We start from the raw sequence: 15,700 nt of genomic DNA, 5'->3' as shown, positions 1-15,700 counted from the left end.
GTTGCCGTCCGTTGACTATTTTTCGGAATCGACGAGGCCGCGCACGAACCAGCGCTGCATCGCCAGCACGACGACGAGCGGCGGGATCATCGCCAGCAGCGTCGCCGCCATCACGTATTGCCATTCAGTCGCGGCGTCGCCGCTCGCGATCATCGTCTTGATGCCCACCACCGCCGTCGACAGCGACGCCTCCGTCGTGATCAGGATCGGCCACAGATACTGGTTCCAGCCGTAGATGAACGTGATCACGAACAGCGCCGCAATGCTCGTCTTCGACCGCGGCAACACGACGTCCCAGAAGAAGCGCAGCGGCCCCGCGCCGTCGATGCGCGCGGCGTCCATCAGCTCATCGGGCAGCGTCATGAAGAACTGGCGGAACAGGAACGTCGCGGTCGCCGACGCGATCAGCGGCAGCGTGAGCCCCGCGTAGGTGTTCGTCAGGTGCAGCGTCGACACGACCTGCACGGTCGGGAAGATCCGCACCTCGACCGGCAGCATCAGCGTGATGAAGATCAGCCAGAACGCCGTGTTGCGGAACGGGAAGCGGAAATAGACGATCGCGTAGGCGGACAGGATCGACACCGCGATCTTGCCGACCGCGATCCCGAGCGCCATCGCGAAGCTGTTGACGAGCAGCCGGCCGAACGGTGCCGTCGTGCCGCCGCTGCCGTGCCCCCAGATGTACGCGAGGTTCTCCAGCAGGTGCGTGCTCGGCACCAGCGACAGCGGGATCGTGAACACTTCCTGCGCGTTCATCGTCGCCGCGCAGAACGCGACGTACACCGGAAACACGATCAGCACGACGCCCGCGATCAACACCGCGTGGCAGAACAGGTCGAAGCCCTTGCGATTTTCGATCATGCGTATTGCACCCTGCGTTCGACGAAGCGGAACTGGATCACCGTGAGCCCGACGACAATGATCATCAGCACGACCGACTGCGCGCCCGAGCTGCCGATGTCGAGCCCCTGGAAGCCTTCCGTGAAGATCTTGTAGATCAGCGTCTTCGTGCTTTGCGCGGGGCCGCCGGCAGTGGCCGCGTCGATCACCGGGAACGTGTCGAAGAACGCATAGACGAGATTCACGACCAGCAGGAAGAAGCTCGTCGGCGACAGCAGCGGCAGCGCGATGTTGAAGAAGCGCCGCACCGGTCCGGCGCCGTCGATCGCCGCCGCCTCGATCAGCGAGCGCGGGATCGCCTGCAGGCCCGCATAGAAGAACAGGAAGTTGTAGCTCACCTGCTTCCACACCGACGCGAGCACGACCAGGAACATCGCCTGGCTGCCGTTCAGCGCGTGATTCCAGACGATGCCGCCCTTCGCGAGCGCGTAGGTCACCAGGCCGATGCTCGGGTTGAACAGGAAGGCCCACAGCACGGCCGCGATCGTCGGCGCGACCGCGTACGGCCAGATCAGCAGCGTGCGGTACACGCGCGCGCCGCGGATCACGCGATCGGCGCACGCGGCGAGCAGCAGCGACACGACGAGCCCGCTGACGGTGACGAGCGAGCTAAACACCAGCGTCGTGCGGAACGAGTCGAGATACAGCGGGTCGGCGAACAGGCGCGTGAAGTTCGCGAAGCCGACGAATTCGCTCGACGTGCCGAACGCATCCTGCATCTGCGTCGACTGCCACAGCGCGACGCCGGCCGGCCACAGGAAGAATACGGCGGTGATCGCGAGCTGCGGCGCGATCAGCAGGTACGGCAGCAGGCTCGCGCCAAAACGGGAACGGGATTGCATCGCGGGCATCCGGTCAGGCAAAACGGGAAGGAAGCCGCGCCGCCGGCCCGCGCGCGCGCATGCGCGACGGGGCCGGCGGCACGAACGCGATGCGGGCTCAACCGCCCGACTTCTCGAAGCGGCGCAGCAGTTCGTCGCCGCGCGACGCCGCCGAATCGAGCGCGTCCTTCGGCGACTTCTTCTGCGCCCAGACCTGCTCCAGCTCTTCGTCGACCACCGTGCGGATCTGCGGCATGTTGCCGAGGCGCAGTCCCTTCGTGTAAGGCAGCGGCGGCTTGTTCATCATCTGCTTGATCGCGGTTTCCGCGCTCGGGTTCTTCGCATAGAAGCCCTGCTGGCGCGTGAGGTCGTACGCGGCCGTCGTGACCGGCAGGTAGCCGGTTTCCTGGTGCCACTTCGCGGCGACCGGCGGCGAGGCCAGGAACGCGAGGAATTTCGCGACGCCCTTGTAGGTCGCCGGATCCTTGCCGGCCAGCACCCACAGGCTCGCGCCGCCGATGATCGCGTTCTGCGGCGCACCCTTCACGTTCGCGTCGTACGGCATCATTCCGGTGCCGTAGCTGAACTTCGCGAACTTCTGCACGTTCGCGAGCGCGCCCGACGACGTCGTCATGATCCCGCAGTCGCCGCTGTAGAACTTCGCCGACGCTTCATCCTTGCGACCCGCGTACGTGAACGTGCCATCCTTCTGCATCTGCTGCAGGAACGCGATGTGCGCGACCTGCTGCGGCTTGTCGAACTCGAGCGCCGCGTCCGTGCCGTCGAAGCCGTTGTTGCGGCTCGCGAACGGCAGGGCATGCCACGCGCTGTAGTTCTCGAGCTGGATCCAGCCCTGCCAGCCGGTCGTGAAGCCGCAGGCCATCCCGGACTTGCGCAGCTTCTCCGCGTCGGCCTGCACGTCGGCCCACGTCTTCGGCGGCTGGTTCGGATCGAGCCCGGCCTTCTTGAAGGCGTCCTTGTTGTAGTACAGCACCGGCGTCGAGCTGTTGAACGGCATCGACACGAGATGGCCCGTCTTCGCATCGCTGTAGTAGCTCGCGATGGTCGGCACGAATGCCTTTTCGTCGAGCGGCACGCCGGCCTGCTTGAACACGTCGGAGACGGGTACGACGGCCTTCTTCGCCTGCATCATCGTTGCAGTGCCGACTTCATAGACCTGGAGGATCGCCGGCGCGTTGCCGCTGCGATAGGCGGCGATGCCCGCTGCGAGCGCCTGGTCGTAGGTGCCCTTGAAGACCGGCACGATCTTGTAGTCGCTCTGCGATGCATTGAACTGCGCGGCGATCTCGTTCACCCGTTCGCCGAGCGCCGACTCCATCGCATGCCAGAACTGGATTTCCGTCACGGCGAACGCCGCATGCTGCACACCGAACATCAGCGCGCCGCCGAGCGCGATCGAACGAACCACTGTCCCCGCAGGCTTCTTCATCATCGACCTCTCTCCTATGAAAACGTTACCAACAGCGTGTGCAACATTCCCATCGCCATTGAACCGGCGAAGTCTAGTGATCGTTTGTGACAGTCAGTTGTCGCTGATGACGAACAGGCGCTGGTATTCCTTCAACGCGAAGCGGTCGGTCATGCCGGCGATGTAGTGCGCGACGAGGCGCGGCTGCTGCGCTTCGTCGTCCGACTGGTACGGCGGCGGCAGCAGCCTCGGATCGTCGATGAACGCGTCGAACAGCCCGGTGACCACGCGCTGCGCCTTGCTCGCCATGCGCATCACCTTGTAGTGGCGGTACAGGTTCTTGAACAGGAAACGCTTGAGGGCGGCCGCCTGCGCGGCGACCGCTTCGCTGTGCGCCACGAGCGGCGGCGCCGCGCGCACGTCGTCGAGCGACGCGGGCGCGACGCGCACGAGATTGCGCGTGGTCTCGTCGATCAGGTCGACGATCAGCGTGTTGATGATGCGACGCACCGTCTCGTGCACGAGGCGGCGGCCTTCGAGATGCGGGAAATCGGCGAGCGCCGCTTCGTAGTGGCGCTGCCACAGCTCGACTTCGGCGAGCTGCTCGATCGTGATCAGGCCGGAGCGCAGGCCGTCGTCGACATCATGGTTGTTGTATGCGATTTCATCCGCGATGTTCGCGAGCTGCGCCTCCAGCGATGGCTGGCGGCCCTGCAGGAAGCGCTCGCCGAGCGCGCCGAGCTTGCGTGCGTTCTCGCGCGAGCAGTGCTTGAGGATGCCTTCGCGCGTCTCGAAGCACAGGTTGAGGCCGTTGAACGCGCCGTAGTGCTCCTCGAGCTCGTCGACGACGGCCAGGCTCTGCAGGTTGTGCTCGAAGCCGCCGTGTTCGCGCATGCACGCGTTCAGCGCGTCCTGTCCGGCATGGCCGAACGGCGTATGACCAAGATCGTGCGCGAGCGAGATCGCTTCGACGAGATCCTCGTTGAGCCGCAGGTTGCGTGCGACCGAACGCGCGATCTGCGCGACTTCGAGGCTGTGCGTGAGGCGGGTTCGGAACAGGTCGCCCTCGTGATTGACGAAGACCTGCGTCTTGTATTCGAGCCGGCGGAATGCGGTCGAATGAACGATGCGGTCGCGGTCGCGCTGGAATTCGGTGCGCGCCGCCGGCGGCGTTTCCTGATGGCGGCGGCCGCGCGACTGCGACGCGTGGGCGGCATACGGAGCGAGATGAGCTTCCAGCGCCGCCAGCGTCGGCGGCTCGGCCAGCGTCGCGACGGATGCGCGGCCGGCTTTGGTCGGTTTGCTGCTGGATGTCTCGCTCACGTCTCCTCCATGTCAGGGGCGCCGGGGCATCCGGGCCGCCGTTACCGGGTCGTCTGCGCCAGTGTTGCGAATACGGCTTCGTCGGGCGCCTGCGCGATCAGCGTATCGCCGAATCGCTTCAGCAGGATGAACTTGATCGCGCCGGCTTCGGCTTTCTTGTCGACGCGCATCAGGTCCATGTAGCGCGCGTCGCCGAGTGCCGGCCCGCGGACCGGCAGGTGCGCGGCGGCGATCACCGCATCCAGGCGCTGCCGCGACGCTTCGTCGAGGAGGCCGAGCCGCACCGACAGGTCGCCCGCCATCACCATCCCGCAGCCGACCGCTTCGCCGTGCAGCCATTCGCCGTAGCCGAGCCCGGCCTCGATCGCATGGCCGAACGTATGGCCGAAGTTCAGGATCGCGCGCAGCCCGCCTTCGCGTTCGTCGGCCGCGACCACGCTCGCCTTGATCTCGCACGAACGCTTCACTGCATGCGCGAGCACGGCCGGCTCGCGCCGGTTCAGCGCATCGACGTTCGCCTCGATCCAGTCGAAGAATTCCGCATCGGCGATCGCGCCCGTCTTGATGACCTCGGCGACGCCGGCCGCCAGCTCGCGATCGGGCAGCGTCGTCAGCGCGCCGATATCGGCGATCACCGCCTGCGGCTGGTAGAACGCGCCGATCATGTTCTTGCCGAGCGGGTGGTTGATGCCCGTCTTGCCGCCGACCGACGAATCGACCTGCGACAGCAGCGTCGTCGGCACCTGGATGAACGGCACGCCGCGCATGTAGCATGCGGCGGCGAAGCCGGTCATGTCACCGATCACGCCGCCGCCGAGTGCGACGAGCGTCGTCTTGCGATCCGCACGCTCGGTCAGCAGCCCGTCCAAGATCAGGTTCAGCGTTTCCCAGTTCTTGAATGCCTCGCCGTCCGGCAGCACGACCGTCGATACGCGCTTGCCGAGCGGCGCGAGCGCCGCGCGCAGCGCGTCGCCATAGAGCGGATCGACCGTCGTGTTCGTGACGATCGTGACGGACGAACCGTTGATGTGAGGGGCGAACAGCTCGGTGCGGCCGATCAGGCCGGCACCAATGTGAATCGGATAGGCGCGGTCGCCCAGATCGACGTTGACGGTAATCATGCTTGTAGCGGCTTGGCGGTGACGCCTGCCAGTTCGAGTTGCATCAGCACCATGTTGACGAGGCCGTTGACCGACGGACGACCGGTCTCGATGATGAAGTCCGCGCATTCGCGGTACAGCGGGTCGCGCACTTCGTAGAGCGCTTCGAGACGCGCCTTCGGATCTTCGGTCTGCAACAGCGGGCGGTTCTTGTCCTTGCGGGTGCGCAGCCACAGATCGTGCGGATTGGCGCGCAGATAGATGACGATGCCGCTGCTTTTCAGGCAATCGCGATTTTCGGGCCGCAGCACCGCGCCGCCACCCGTCGCGAGCACGATGTTCTCGCGCTGCGTCAGATCGGCGATCACCTGCGATTCGCGGTCGCGAAATCCGGCCTCGCCCTCCATCTCGAAGATCACCGGAATGCGCGCGCCCGTGCGGGCCTCGATTTCGTGGTCGGAGTCGAAGAACGTCCTGTCGAGCCGGCGCGCGACCGCACGGCCCACGGTGGTCTTACCCGCTCCCATAAGGCCGACGAAAAATACGTTTGCATGTGGGTCCCGCGCTTGCAACGGCTTCCTCTGCTTGAATCTTGCTGGTGTGTGGCGCAGCTTACTGGCAAAGCGGCTGCCTTGTCGAGCCTGCGCCGCCGGCTTCCGGCCCTGTTTTTCCCGCATCCGCGTCGCCCGCGCCGGCCGTCTCGCACCGCGCGCCGACGACCGTCGGCGTGATGAAGACGACCAGTTCGCTCCGCTGGTCGCGCCGCGCGCGGTGCCGGAAAAGCGTGCCCAGAACCGGTATTTTGCCCAAGAGCGGCACCCGCGTCACATCGTCCCGGTTCAACTGCTCGTAAATCCCGCCAATCGCGACCGTTCCGCCGTCCTCGACCTCGACGCGGGTCTGCACATGCTTCGTATGAATCGCCGGGCCGGCCGCGGTCGGCTCGCCGATGCTGTCTTTCCTCACGTCCAGGTCGAGCACGACGCGCCCGTCGGGCGTGATCTGCGGCTCGACCTCCAGCTTTAGCGTCGCGCGGCGGAACTGCACGCCGCTCACGCCGTTGCCCACCTTCGCCTGGTACGGCAGCTCCGAACCCTGTTCGACGATCGCCTTCACGCGGTCGGCCGTCACCACGCGCGGGCTGGACACGATCTGGCCCCGCCCTTGCGCCTCGAGTGCGCTCAGTTCGACGTCGAGCACGCGGCTGAGCGGCGCGGCGAACAATGTGAAACCAGCCGTCGCCGCCTCGAAGCCGCCGAGCGGCCGCGCGGCCAGGTCGAGCGCGTTGCGCGTGTCCGTCGCGAACGCCGTGCCGTCGGCAGCGGGCGGCCGCCCCTGCGCGCGCAGCGCGATGCGTGCGCCGAGGTTGCGCGAGAAGCCCTGTTCGCCTTCGACGATGCGCGCTTCGATCCGGACTTGCCGTGACGGCCGGTCGATCGCATCGATCAGGCCCGCAATCTGCGCGATGCGCGGCGCCAGATCGGTGACGAACAGCAGGTTCGTGCGCGGTTCGGCCGCAGCGGCGCCCCGTTTCGACAGCAGGCGCTGGCCGGTCGCCCCGGCCAGCAGCCGCTGCACGTCCTGCGCGCGCGGGTAATGCAGCGTGAAGGTCCGGCTCGCGAGCGGCTCCAGCTCGGCCGCGCGCGCATGCGTCTCAAAGCGCTCGCGCTCCCGCGCCGCCAGTTCGGCCGCCGGCGTGACCCAGATCACGTTGCCGCGCCGGGACATCGTGAGCCCGTGCGTGTCGAGCAACGTGTCGAACGCATCGCGCCAGCGGACATTGTTCAGACGTAACGTCACAGTGCCGCGCACCTGCTCGCCGACGATGATGTTGAGCCCCGTGAATCGCGCGAGCGCATCGAACGCGGCCGCGAGCCCCGCGCCTTGCAGGTTCAGCGAGATCCGCTGCGCGTCGTCCGCATCGCCGGGGTGCCGTGCGGCGGCGTCGCCCATGCGCGTCGGCGGCGGCAACGGGATCGGCGGCCCCTCCAGCACCGGCGCCGCGGCGCTTGTGCCGACCTGAAGCGCTGCGCGTGCGGCTTGATCGAACGGCGGCGGACCGGCCTGCGCCGGCGCGGCATCGTCCGCGCCATCGAACGTGCCCTGCGGCAACGGCGTGTCCCGGGCGGGCGCTTGCGTCGATGCGATCGGCCATGCGGCCGGCGGCAGAGGGGGCAGCGGCGGCAACGCCGCGTGCGCCGCGACCACGCTCGAGCCGACCCAGCCGGCAATCGCCCGCCATCCAGACTTCGTCATGGGTGACCTCCGTCAGCGATGACGAACCGGCGCGCGCCATCGGCCGTCGCAAGCGTCACCGCATCGGCATCGACCCGCACCACCCTCGATGGTCCGAGCGCTTCGCCCGGCGCAACGGCTGCGAACACGCCGGCGCCGGCGTCGAACAGCGCGAGCCCCGCACGCGCGTCGCGAATCGTGCCGGCCAGACGCGGCGCCGGATCATCGGCCACCGTTGACGAGCCCGCGCCGCCGAGCGGATCGTCGTCCGCCGCACCGGCAAGCACGGACGCCGCTCCATCCGGCACGCTGGCCGCCGACAGCGCCGGGAACACGTCGATCGACATGTCCACCCTCGACCCGCTCGATTTCCGCTCGACGTGCAACACCGACGGCACCGCCAGCGCAGGGAAACTCGCCAGCCCGCCGACCATCTGCAGCAGCGCAGGAAAACTGCCTTCCGCGACGATGCGCACCGTGCGTCGACCATCCGGCGCCGGGTCGTCCGCGCGCCGCGGTTCGATCGACACGATCCGCAACCCGCTCGACGCAGTCAGATCGGCCAGCGCGAGCATCAGCGCGGGCCACGCCGGTGCACGCGGCGAGCCGGCGTCGAGCCGGCCAGCCGGGCGAGTGTCACGCCGCTGCGCGGTGGTCGCGAGTACCCGCTGGGCATCAGCGGCGCGCACCCGGGTGGCTGCCAGCAACGCGCGGCTGTGCGCGAGCCCGCTCCAGTCGGCTGCATTGGCCAGATGAATGGCGCCCGCCATCACGGACGCGCATGCCAGCACGCAGCCCACCGCGTGCGCCGTGGCCGGCGACACGCGCCGCACGCGGCCGAGCCAATCGACGCCGCCCGGCAAGGACCGCGGCAGGATCGCCGTCATGCGCCGCCTCCGGTTGCCGTCTGTCGCGGCAGCGCGTCGTGCCAGCGCACCTGCACGGAGAACCGGAACGGCACCGCCGCGGTAGCGGCCGGCGCGGCCGAAGCCGGGGTCAGCGCACCGATATCGAATCGCCAGTCGCGCTGCTCGGCCGCGAGCCGGGCGAGCCACCGCGCGGCGGCCCGGTAACTCGTGGCCCGCGCGTCGAGCACGGCGCCTGACGATGTCGTGCGCAACGCGTCGAGCCGGATGGTGTCGTCGCGCACCCGTGCCAGCGTCGCAAGCAGTCCGACGACACGCCGGTAAGGCACCGCAAGCAGGACCGCCTGTGCATCACGTTGCGCGCGGTCGGTGGCCGCGCCGGCCGCGCGCCTTGCCGCATCCACCTGCGGCTGCCATTGCCGCAGCCGCGCCTCTACGCTCGCGCGCTCGGCATCCACGCGCCATCGCCACCCTGCAGCCGCGCCCGTCCACAAGCCCGCCGCGAGTACGCCGAGCAGGATCGCTGCCCCGCACTGCGTGGCCCGGCGCCGGCGCAACGCGTGCGCCAGCCGCTCACGGTACGGCAGCAGATTGAAGCCACCGAGCGAGATACGGCCGGCGGCAGCCCGATCGGACCCCGGTTCGACCATCATTCCCACACCCCGCGCAGCGCCAGCCCGACCGCGACGGCGAATGCCGGACCACCCGGCGTGCCGGCAGCTTCGACCGGCAGCCCGTCCCATCCGGCGCAGTCGAACGGCACCGCGGCCGCGCCCAGCGCGTCGCCGATATCGGCAACCGACGTGCCGAAGCGGGCGATGCACCGCTCGTCACCGGCCACGAGCACGCAGCGCACTGGCTCGAACACGCACTGGCGCAATGCGTCGGAAAACGCCGCCCGCACCTCGCCGGACACCGCGAGCACCGGCGCCGCGACCGGGCCGTCGACCCGCCACCCGTGCACGCCGGTGTCGCAGAACCAGAACGCGGCGTAAGGGCCGTGCGCGTCGAGTTCGAACTGCGCGGCATAGCGCAAGGCGCGCAGCGCGGCGGACGACTCACCGTCGACGGCCGTCAGGTCGACGCCGGCCTGCGCGGCCACGTCGATGCGCCGTTCGAGCAGCGCCTGCGGCGCCACGGCGACCGCGATCTCGCCCGCATGCGCGCCGCCGTCCTGGCGCCAGTCGAACGCGAGACTGTCCGGCGCCAGCCCCGAGATACGTTCGGCCGCCTGCCGGGCGGCATCGGCGACGTCATCGCGCCCGGCCAGATCGAGCGTCGCGGTCCGCATCTCGTCGTCGCGCAGCGCCATCACGCCGCGCACATCGCAGCGCACACCCACCGCCGACAGCCGTGCCACGGCCGCCGCCAACGCGCGCACGACCGCGGCCCAGCGTGCGTCCTCCGGCCCACCCGTCAATCCCACCGGCTCCCGCTCAAGCCCTTCGACCCGCACCTCAGCGCCCCGGCCGCGCCGGCTCAGCACCGCGACCCTCACCTCGTCCGCCGCGACGTCGATTCCCGTCGAACGGTGCCTGCCCGGCGCAAACCGCGCACCCCATCGTCCTGCCATCCCGGCCTCCCGCGATCGTCGCGGCCCACGCCGCGCTTCCGAGACCTGATTCTGCAAAGCGGCGCGCGGGTCCGACAGTCAGCCGGACGGCCAGTCGTCGTGCCGGGCGGCCGCGCGGGCGGTATGCTGGCGGCATGGGCAACCCGCGGCGTTCCGGCGGGCGCCCCCGCGTCAGGGCCGGTCATACCGGGCAGCTATAATCGCGGGACTGTTTTCCGGTATGCCTATGCAATCCACGTCTCCTACGTCCCCGCCTCCCGCCCCGGAGCCGAAAAAGCGGCCCTGGTGGCAGAAAGTCCTGCTCGGCCTCGTCGCGATGTGCGTGGCTCTCGTCGTGGCCGGCGGCCTCGTGCTCGGCTACGCGCTCGTCGTCGCATGGCCGAACATGCCGTCGCTCGACGCGCTGACCGACTATCGTCCGAAGGTACCGCTGCGCATCTATACGTCGGATCACGTGCTGATCGGCGAATTCGGCGAAGAACGCCGCGACATCGTCCATTTCAAGGACGTCCCGGACTCGCTCAAGAAGGCAATCCTCGCGATCGAGGATGCCCGCTTCTACGATCACGGCGGCGTCGACCTCACCGGGATCGCCCGCGCCGGTTTCGTCGCGCTGACGAACGGCCATGCGTCGCAGGGCGCGAGCACGATCACGATGCAGGTCGCGCGCAACTTCTTCCTGTCGAGCGAAAAGACCTACACGCGCAAGATCTACGAGATGCTGCTCGCGTACCGGATCGAGCGTGCGCTGACGAAGGATCAGATTCTCGAGGTCTACATGAATCAGATCTATCTCGGCCAGCGCGCATACGGCTTCGCGAGCGCCGCGCGGGTCTATTTCGGCAAGGACCTGAAGGACATCACGCTCGCCGAGGCAGCGATGCTCGCCGGGCTGCCGAAGGCGCCGTCCGCATATAACCCGGTCGTCAATCCGAAGCGCGCGAAGGTGCGCCAGGAATACATCCTGGAGCGGATGCTGGAACTGAACTTCATCACCCGCGAGCAGTACGACCAGGCCGTCGCGCAGCCGCTCGCCGTCAAGGGCGCGGGCCGCGAGTTCAGCGTGCACGCCGAGTACGTCGCGGAAATGGTCCGCCAGATGATGTATGCGCAGTACCGCGAGGAAACCTACACGCGCGGCTTCAACGTCGTCACGACGATCGATTCGGCCGACCAGCAGGTTGCGTACACCGCGCTGCGCAAGGGCATCATGGATTACGAGCGCCGCCATGGCTATCGCGGGCCGGAAGGCTTCATCGAGCTGCCGGCCGGCGCCGACGACCGCGAGCAGGCAATCGACGACGCGCTGCTCGAGCATCCCGACAACGGCGAGCTGATCGCGGCCGTCGTCACCACGGCAACGCCGCGCCAGATCACGGTCGCCTTCATCGACGGCAGCAGCGCGACGATCGACGGCGACAACCTGCGCTTCGCGTCCAGCGCGCTGTCGGCCAGCGCGCAGCCGAACCGCCGCATCCGTCCGGGCGCGATCGTCCGTGTCGTGAAGAACGACGCCGGCAAGTGGTCGATCACGCAGTTGCCGCAGGTCGAGGGCGCGTTCATCTCGATCGTCCCGCAGGACGGCGCGATCCGCGCGCTCGTCGGCGGCTTCGACTACAACAAGAACAAGTTCAACCACGTCACGCAGGCGTGGCGGCAACCGGGTTCGTCGTTCAAGCCGTTCATCTACTCGGCGTCGCTCGACAAGGGCCTCGGGCCGGCCACGGTGATCAACGACGGCCCGCTGTACTTCAGCGCCGCGGAAACCGGCGGCCAGCCGTGGGAGCCGAAGAACTATGGCGGCGGCTTCGAAGGTCCGATGTCGATGCGCACCGCGCTGCAGCGCTCGCGCAACCTCGTGTCGATCCGGATCCTGAACCACATCGGCACGAAGTACGCGCAGCAGTACATCACGCGCTTCGGCTTCGACGCCGACCGCCATCCGGCCTACCTGCCGATGGCACTCGGCGCGGGCCAGGTCACGCCGCTGCAGATGGCCGGCGCATACTCGGTATTCGCGAACGGCGGCTTCCGCGTGAATCCGTACCTGATCGCGGAAGTGACCGATCCGAACGGTGCGGTCGTCGTACGCGCGCAGCCGCTCATCGCCGAGCAGAACGCGCCGCGCGCGATCGACGCGCGCAATGCTTACGTGATGAACAGCCTGCTGCAGAGCGTCGCGCAGCGTGGCACGGGCGCGCGCACCAACGTGCTGAAGCGCACCGACCTCGCGGGCAAGACCGGCACGACGAACGACTCGCACGACGCGTGGTTCGCCGGCTACCAGCACTCGCTCGCCGCGATCGCGTGGATCGGCTACGACAACCCGCGCAGCCTCGGTGATCGCGAAACGGGCGGCGGCCTGTCGCTGCCGGTCTGGATCGAATACATGGGCGCGGCACTGAAGGGCGTGCCGGAGTTCAAGCCGACGATGCCGGACGACGTCCAGTCGCTCGGCAGCGAGCTGTACTTCACCGAGTTCACGCCGGGGCACGGCTTCGTGTCGACGGTCGGCGTGCCGCAGGCGCCGGCGGTGCAGAGCGCCGACGAACCGGTGCCGCACGTCGACGAGCAGGAGAAGCAGGACATCATGAACCTGTTCCGCGGCCACTGACGCAAACGGCCCGAGCATGAAAAAAGCGCCCCGCGGGGCGCTTTTTCTTTGGGCATTGATCCGACGTATCGGCGCCCGATCCGACGTATCGGCGCCCGGCCGGGCGAGCGCCGGTCGTTACGCACCGAACGTGATCGGCAGGCCGGCCTGCTGCGTCGCGTATTCGGTGAGCGCCGCGAAGAACTCGGTCCCGGAGCGCGTATCGCGCCATTCGCCGTCCACGAAACGGTAATGGAATCCGCCCGCCTTCGCGGCTATCCACACTTCCTTCATCGGCGGCTGCAGGTTGACGATGATCTTCGAGCCGTTCTCGAACGTCAGTGTCAGCACGCTGCCGTTGCGCTCCAGATCGATGTCGTGATCGCCGTCGTTCGCGGCATCGACGGTACGCTCGACGGCCGCCAGCACGGCCTCGGCACGGCCCAGGTATTCAGTATCGGACATGCTAAACTCTATCGGTTAAATTGTTCAGGGACGATCATGCGAGTCGTTTTCCGGATGAGCGCGATTGTAGCGGCTTTGGCGATTGTTGCCGGCTGCGGTCAACGCGGCCCGCTCTATCTCCCCACCGTGCCGCCATTGCCGGCGAAGCCCATCCAGCAGGACGCGCCGCCGTCGGACGTCAAGCCGACGGATGAAAATGCGTCGTCCGACAGCATTCCGGATTCGTCCGGCACGCCGCTCACGCTGTCGCCCGAGCTGTCGAACGGCGCATCGAAGGCCGCCACGCCGGCATCAGGCCCGGCCGCCGTGCAGTAATCACGCGCCACCGCTCGCGCGGTTTCGCGACACAAGGCGATGACTTCCCGTCATCGCCTTTCGTTTTTCCAGGCCCGCATCGTCACGCACGGACGCGCTGCCATCCCCATGCAAGCAGCCGCCAGCCGAGCAGCACCGCGACGATCGTCGCGTAGAGCTTCGGCTGCGCGAGATCGTGCTTGCCGGACCTCATCCACCAGAAATGCAGCACGCCGAACGACGCAATCACATAGATCGCACGATGCAGCGTGGCCCAGTGACGGCCGAGCCGGCGCACCATCGCGCGCGGCGAGGTCGCAGCCAGCGGAATCAGCAGCACGAACGCGACAAAGCCGACCGTAATGAAAGGACGCTTGCCGACGTCCTTCAGGATCGCGAGCACGTCGAACCACTTGTCGAACCACAAATACGTCGTGAAATGCAGCATCGCGTAAAAGAACGCGAACAGGCCGATCATCCGGCGAAAGCGCAGCAACGCGGGCACGCCCGTCACGCGCCGCAGCGGCGTGATGGCGAGCGTGACGCACAGCATCACCAGCGTCCACAGACCCGTCGAACGCGTGATGAATTCGATCGGATTCGCGCCGAGCCGCTCGGTCAGCCCGAACAGCACGAGACGCGCGAGCGGACAAAGGCCGGCCGCGAACACCAGCACCTTGGCCGGCGCAAGCCAGCGCGGTGCGGCGGTGCGCATCGCGCCGGCCCGCGCAGCGCCCGCGGCCGTGCGCGGGCCGGCAGCACGCCCCGGCGTCAGCATCGAAGGAGGCTGGTCGTTTCTCACCGTCGCACTCAGAAGTTCTTCTTCAGGTCCATGCCCTGATACATCGACGCGACGAGGTCGCCGTAGCCGTTGAACATCAGCGTCTTGCGCTTCGGCGTGAAGAAGCCGTCCTCGCCGATCCGGCGCTCGGTCGCCTGGCTCCAGCGCGGGTGATCGACGTTCGGATTTACGTTCGAATAAAAGCCGTATTCATTTGACGCATACGTGTTCCAGCTCGTCTTCGGCTGCTTGTCGACGAAGCGGATCTTCACGAGCGACTTCGCGCTCTTGAAGCCGTACTTCCAGGGCACGACGATCCGCACCGGCGCGCCGTTCTGGTTCGGCAGCACCTGGCCGTAGACGCCCATCGTCAGCAGCGCCAGCGGATTCATCGCCTCGTCCATCCGCAGCCCTTCCGAGTACGGCCAGTCGAGCACCGGCGTCGACAGGCCCGGCATCTGCGACGGGTCGGACAGCGTGACGAACTGCACGTATTTCGCGTTGCCGGTCGGCTGCACACGCTTGATCAGCTCGGACAGCGGTACGCCGATCCACGGGATCACCATCGACCATCCCTCGACACAGCGCAGCCGGTACACGCGCTCCTCGAGCGGCGCGAGCTTCAGCAACTCGTCGAGATCGAACACCTTCGGGTGCAGCACCTCGCCCTCGACGCTCACGCGCCACGGGCGCGGCCTCAGCGTGCTCGCGTTCTGCGCCGGGTCGCCCTTGTCAGTGCCGAATTCATAGAAGTTGTTGTAGGACGTGATGTCCTTGAACGGCGTCACCTTGTCGGCCACGACGAACGTCGGATTGGACTTCGCCGCGAGCTTCGCCGCCCGCGCGTCGGGCGACGCATACACGGCGAACGCCGCACCGCTGCCACCGAGCAACCCGCCCGCCGCCGCCAGACCAGCCGCCTGCAACACGCGCCGCCGGTTCTCGAACACCGCGCGGGGCGTAATCTCGCTCTGCGCAATGTCGCCGCCGGTCAGTACGGTGCGCAAAGGGTGTTTGATCCACATCGTGCTGCTCCTCCCGCGTGCGCGGCGCGCACGCATCATGAGCGTTCGACCCGGCCCATCATGTGCCGTTCGACGCCCGGACCGCCCGCCCGTTACAAAAGAAAACCGCCGGGCACGCAGTGCGCCGGCGGTCTTTTGTCGGACCAGCGTCGGAAATCTTACAGCTTGCCGTAGCTGTGCAGCCCGGACAGGAACATGTTGACGCCGAGGAACGCGAACGTCGTCACGATCAGGCCAGTGAGCGCCCACCACGCGGCAACCGCGCCGCGCAGGCCCTTCATCAGGCGCATGTGCA

At 67.9% G+C, this 15,700-nt stretch carries 15 protein-coding genes and 1 pseudogene; 2 read left to right on the top strand and 14 right to left on the bottom strand.

The window, feature by feature from the left end:
* Positions 1-15: 15 nt before the first annotated feature.
* The 10 genes from ugpE to PI86_RS11415 form a co-directional block, all read right to left on the bottom strand.
* A complete protein-coding gene (gene ugpE / locus PI86_RS11460) occupies positions 16-861 on the bottom strand; it encodes a sn-glycerol-3-phosphate ABC transporter permease UgpE (protein ID WP_039322213.1) in 846 nt (281 codons plus the stop codon).
* Positions 858-1,742, bottom strand: coding sequence for a sn-glycerol-3-phosphate ABC transporter permease UgpA (gene ugpA, locus PI86_RS11455; protein ID WP_039322212.1), 885 nt, complete (start codon positions 1,740-1,742; stop codon positions 858-860). The genes ugpE and ugpA overlap by 4 nt, the downstream gene beginning before the upstream one ends.
* A gap of 97 nt (positions 1,743-1,839) precedes the next feature.
* Positions 1,840-3,174: a sn-glycerol-3-phosphate ABC transporter substrate-binding protein UgpB gene (gene ugpB / locus PI86_RS11450; RefSeq protein ID WP_039322211.1), complete on the bottom strand. Its 1,335-nt coding sequence runs from the start codon at positions 3,172-3,174 to the stop codon at positions 1,840-1,842.
* A gap of 90 nt (positions 3,175-3,264) precedes the next feature.
* The gene (locus tag PI86_RS11445) at positions 3,265-4,473 is read right to left on the bottom strand and encodes a deoxyguanosinetriphosphate triphosphohydrolase (protein WP_014898335.1); all 1,209 of its coding nucleotides are present in this window, start codon (positions 4,471-4,473) and stop codon (positions 3,265-3,267) included.
* A 41-nt stretch (positions 4,474-4,514) separates the two neighbouring features.
* Positions 4,515-5,594 carry a 3-dehydroquinate synthase gene (gene aroB, locus PI86_RS11440; RefSeq protein WP_039322209.1) on the bottom strand — a complete coding sequence of 360 codons (1,080 nt, stop codon included), beginning with the start codon at positions 5,592-5,594 and terminating at the stop codon, positions 4,515-4,517.
* A complete protein-coding gene (locus tag PI86_RS11435; RefSeq protein ID WP_080599414.1) occupies positions 5,591-6,145 on the bottom strand; it encodes a shikimate kinase in 555 nt (184 codons plus the stop codon). Before PI86_RS11435 ends, aroB begins: the two co-directional genes overlap by 4 nt.
* 40 nt (positions 6,146-6,185) lie before the next feature.
* Positions 6,186-7,829 (bottom strand): type IV pilus secretin PilQ, encoded by a 1,644-nt coding sequence (locus tag PI86_RS11430; protein WP_039322207.1) that lies wholly within the window; start codon positions 7,827-7,829, stop codon positions 6,186-6,188.
* Entirely contained in the window at positions 7,826-8,695 is an 870-nt protein-coding gene (locus PI86_RS11425; protein ID WP_039322203.1) for a hypothetical protein, read from the bottom strand. The genes PI86_RS11430 and PI86_RS11425 overlap by 4 nt, the downstream gene beginning before the upstream one ends.
* A complete protein-coding gene (locus tag PI86_RS11420) occupies positions 8,692-9,327 on the bottom strand; it encodes a hypothetical protein (protein ID WP_039322192.1) in 636 nt (211 codons plus the stop codon). Before PI86_RS11420 ends, PI86_RS11425 begins: the two co-directional genes overlap by 4 nt.
* On the bottom strand, positions 9,324-10,247 hold the full coding sequence (locus PI86_RS11415; RefSeq protein ID WP_039322189.1) for a hypothetical protein: 924 nt from the start codon (positions 10,245-10,247) through the stop codon (positions 9,324-9,326). The genes PI86_RS11420 and PI86_RS11415 overlap by 4 nt, the downstream gene beginning before the upstream one ends.
* 226 nt (positions 10,248-10,473) lie before the next feature.
* Between PI86_RS11415 and PI86_RS11410 the strand changes: the two genes are divergently transcribed.
* On the top strand, positions 10,474-12,861 hold the full coding sequence (locus tag PI86_RS11410) for a penicillin-binding protein 1A (RefSeq protein ID WP_152608099.1): 2,388 nt from the start codon (positions 10,474-10,476) through the stop codon (positions 12,859-12,861).
* A 117-nt stretch (positions 12,862-12,978) separates the two neighbouring features.
* On the opposite strand, the gene cyaY is transcribed toward PI86_RS11410, so the two are convergent.
* The gene (gene cyaY / locus PI86_RS11405; protein WP_014898343.1) at positions 12,979-13,305 is read right to left on the bottom strand and encodes an iron donor protein CyaY; all 327 of its coding nucleotides are present in this window, start codon (positions 13,303-13,305) and stop codon (positions 12,979-12,981) included.
* A 36-nt stretch (positions 13,306-13,341) separates the two neighbouring features.
* Between cyaY and lptM the strand changes: the two genes are divergently transcribed.
* Entirely contained in the window at positions 13,342-13,620 is a 279-nt protein-coding gene (gene lptM, locus PI86_RS11400) for an LPS translocon maturation chaperone LptM (protein WP_039322184.1), read from the top strand.
* Positions 13,621-13,702: 82 nt separating this feature from the next.
* On the opposite strand, the gene msrQ is transcribed toward lptM, so the two are convergent.
* The 3 genes and pseudogenes from msrQ to PI86_RS17115 all read right to left on the bottom strand — a co-directional run.
* Positions 13,703-14,377 (bottom strand): protein-methionine-sulfoxide reductase heme-binding subunit MsrQ, encoded by a 675-nt coding sequence (msrQ, locus tag PI86_RS11395; protein ID WP_039322181.1) that lies wholly within the window; start codon positions 14,375-14,377, stop codon positions 13,703-13,705.
* Positions 14,378-14,409: 32 nt separating this feature from the next.
* Positions 14,410-15,405, bottom strand: a complete 996-nt coding sequence (msrP, locus tag PI86_RS11390) for a protein-methionine-sulfoxide reductase catalytic subunit MsrP (protein ID WP_039322292.1) — start codon at positions 15,403-15,405, stop codon at positions 14,410-14,412.
* 158 nt (positions 15,406-15,563) lie between these two features.
* Positions 15,564-15,700: pseudogene (locus tag PI86_RS17115) on the bottom strand (c-type cytochrome biogenesis protein CcsB); the annotation flags it as partial.

This window comes from Burkholderia sp. A9, from assembly GCF_000801975.1.
Note: the sequence above shows the minus strand (reverse complement) of the source record. Positions and strands in the feature narration are given on the sequence as shown.

Coding starts and splice junctions, on each gene's coding strand:
- ugpE (WP_039322213.1), bottom strand. CDS start 861: ATGATCGAAAATCGCAAGGGCTTCGACCTGTTCTGCCACGCGGTGTTG.
- ugpA (WP_039322212.1), bottom strand. CDS start 1,742: ATGCAATCCCGTTCCCGTTTTGGCGCGAGCCTGCTGCCGTACCTGCTG.
- ugpB (WP_039322211.1), bottom strand. CDS start 3,174: ATGATGAAGAAGCCTGCGGGGACAGTGGTTCGTTCGATCGCGCTCGGC.
- aroB (WP_039322209.1), bottom strand. CDS start 5,594: ATGATTACCGTCAACGTCGATCTGGGCGACCGCGCCTATCCGATTCAC.
- PI86_RS11430 (WP_039322207.1), bottom strand. CDS start 7,829: ATGACGAAGTCTGGATGGCGGGCGATTGCCGGCTGGGTCGGCTCGAGC.
- PI86_RS11425 (WP_039322203.1), bottom strand. CDS start 8,695: ATGACGGCGATCCTGCCGCGGTCCTTGCCGGGCGGCGTCGATTGGCTC.
- PI86_RS11420 (WP_039322192.1), bottom strand. CDS start 9,327: ATGATGGTCGAACCGGGGTCCGATCGGGCTGCCGCCGGCCGTATCTCG.
- PI86_RS11415 (WP_039322189.1), bottom strand. CDS start 10,247: ATGGCAGGACGATGGGGTGCGCGGTTTGCGCCGGGCAGGCACCGTTCG.
- PI86_RS11410 (WP_152608099.1), top strand. CDS start 10,474: ATGCAATCCACGTCTCCTACGTCCCCGCCTCCCGCCCCGGAGCCGAAA.
- cyaY (WP_014898343.1), bottom strand. CDS start 13,305: ATGTCCGATACTGAATACCTGGGCCGTGCCGAGGCCGTGCTGGCGGCC.
- lptM (WP_039322184.1), top strand. CDS start 13,342: ATGCGAGTCGTTTTCCGGATGAGCGCGATTGTAGCGGCTTTGGCGATT.
- msrQ (WP_039322181.1), bottom strand. CDS start 14,377: ATGCTGACGCCGGGGCGTGCTGCCGGCCCGCGCACGGCCGCGGGCGCT.
- msrP (WP_039322292.1), bottom strand. CDS start 15,405: ATGTGGATCAAACACCCTTTGCGCACCGTACTGACCGGCGGCGACATT.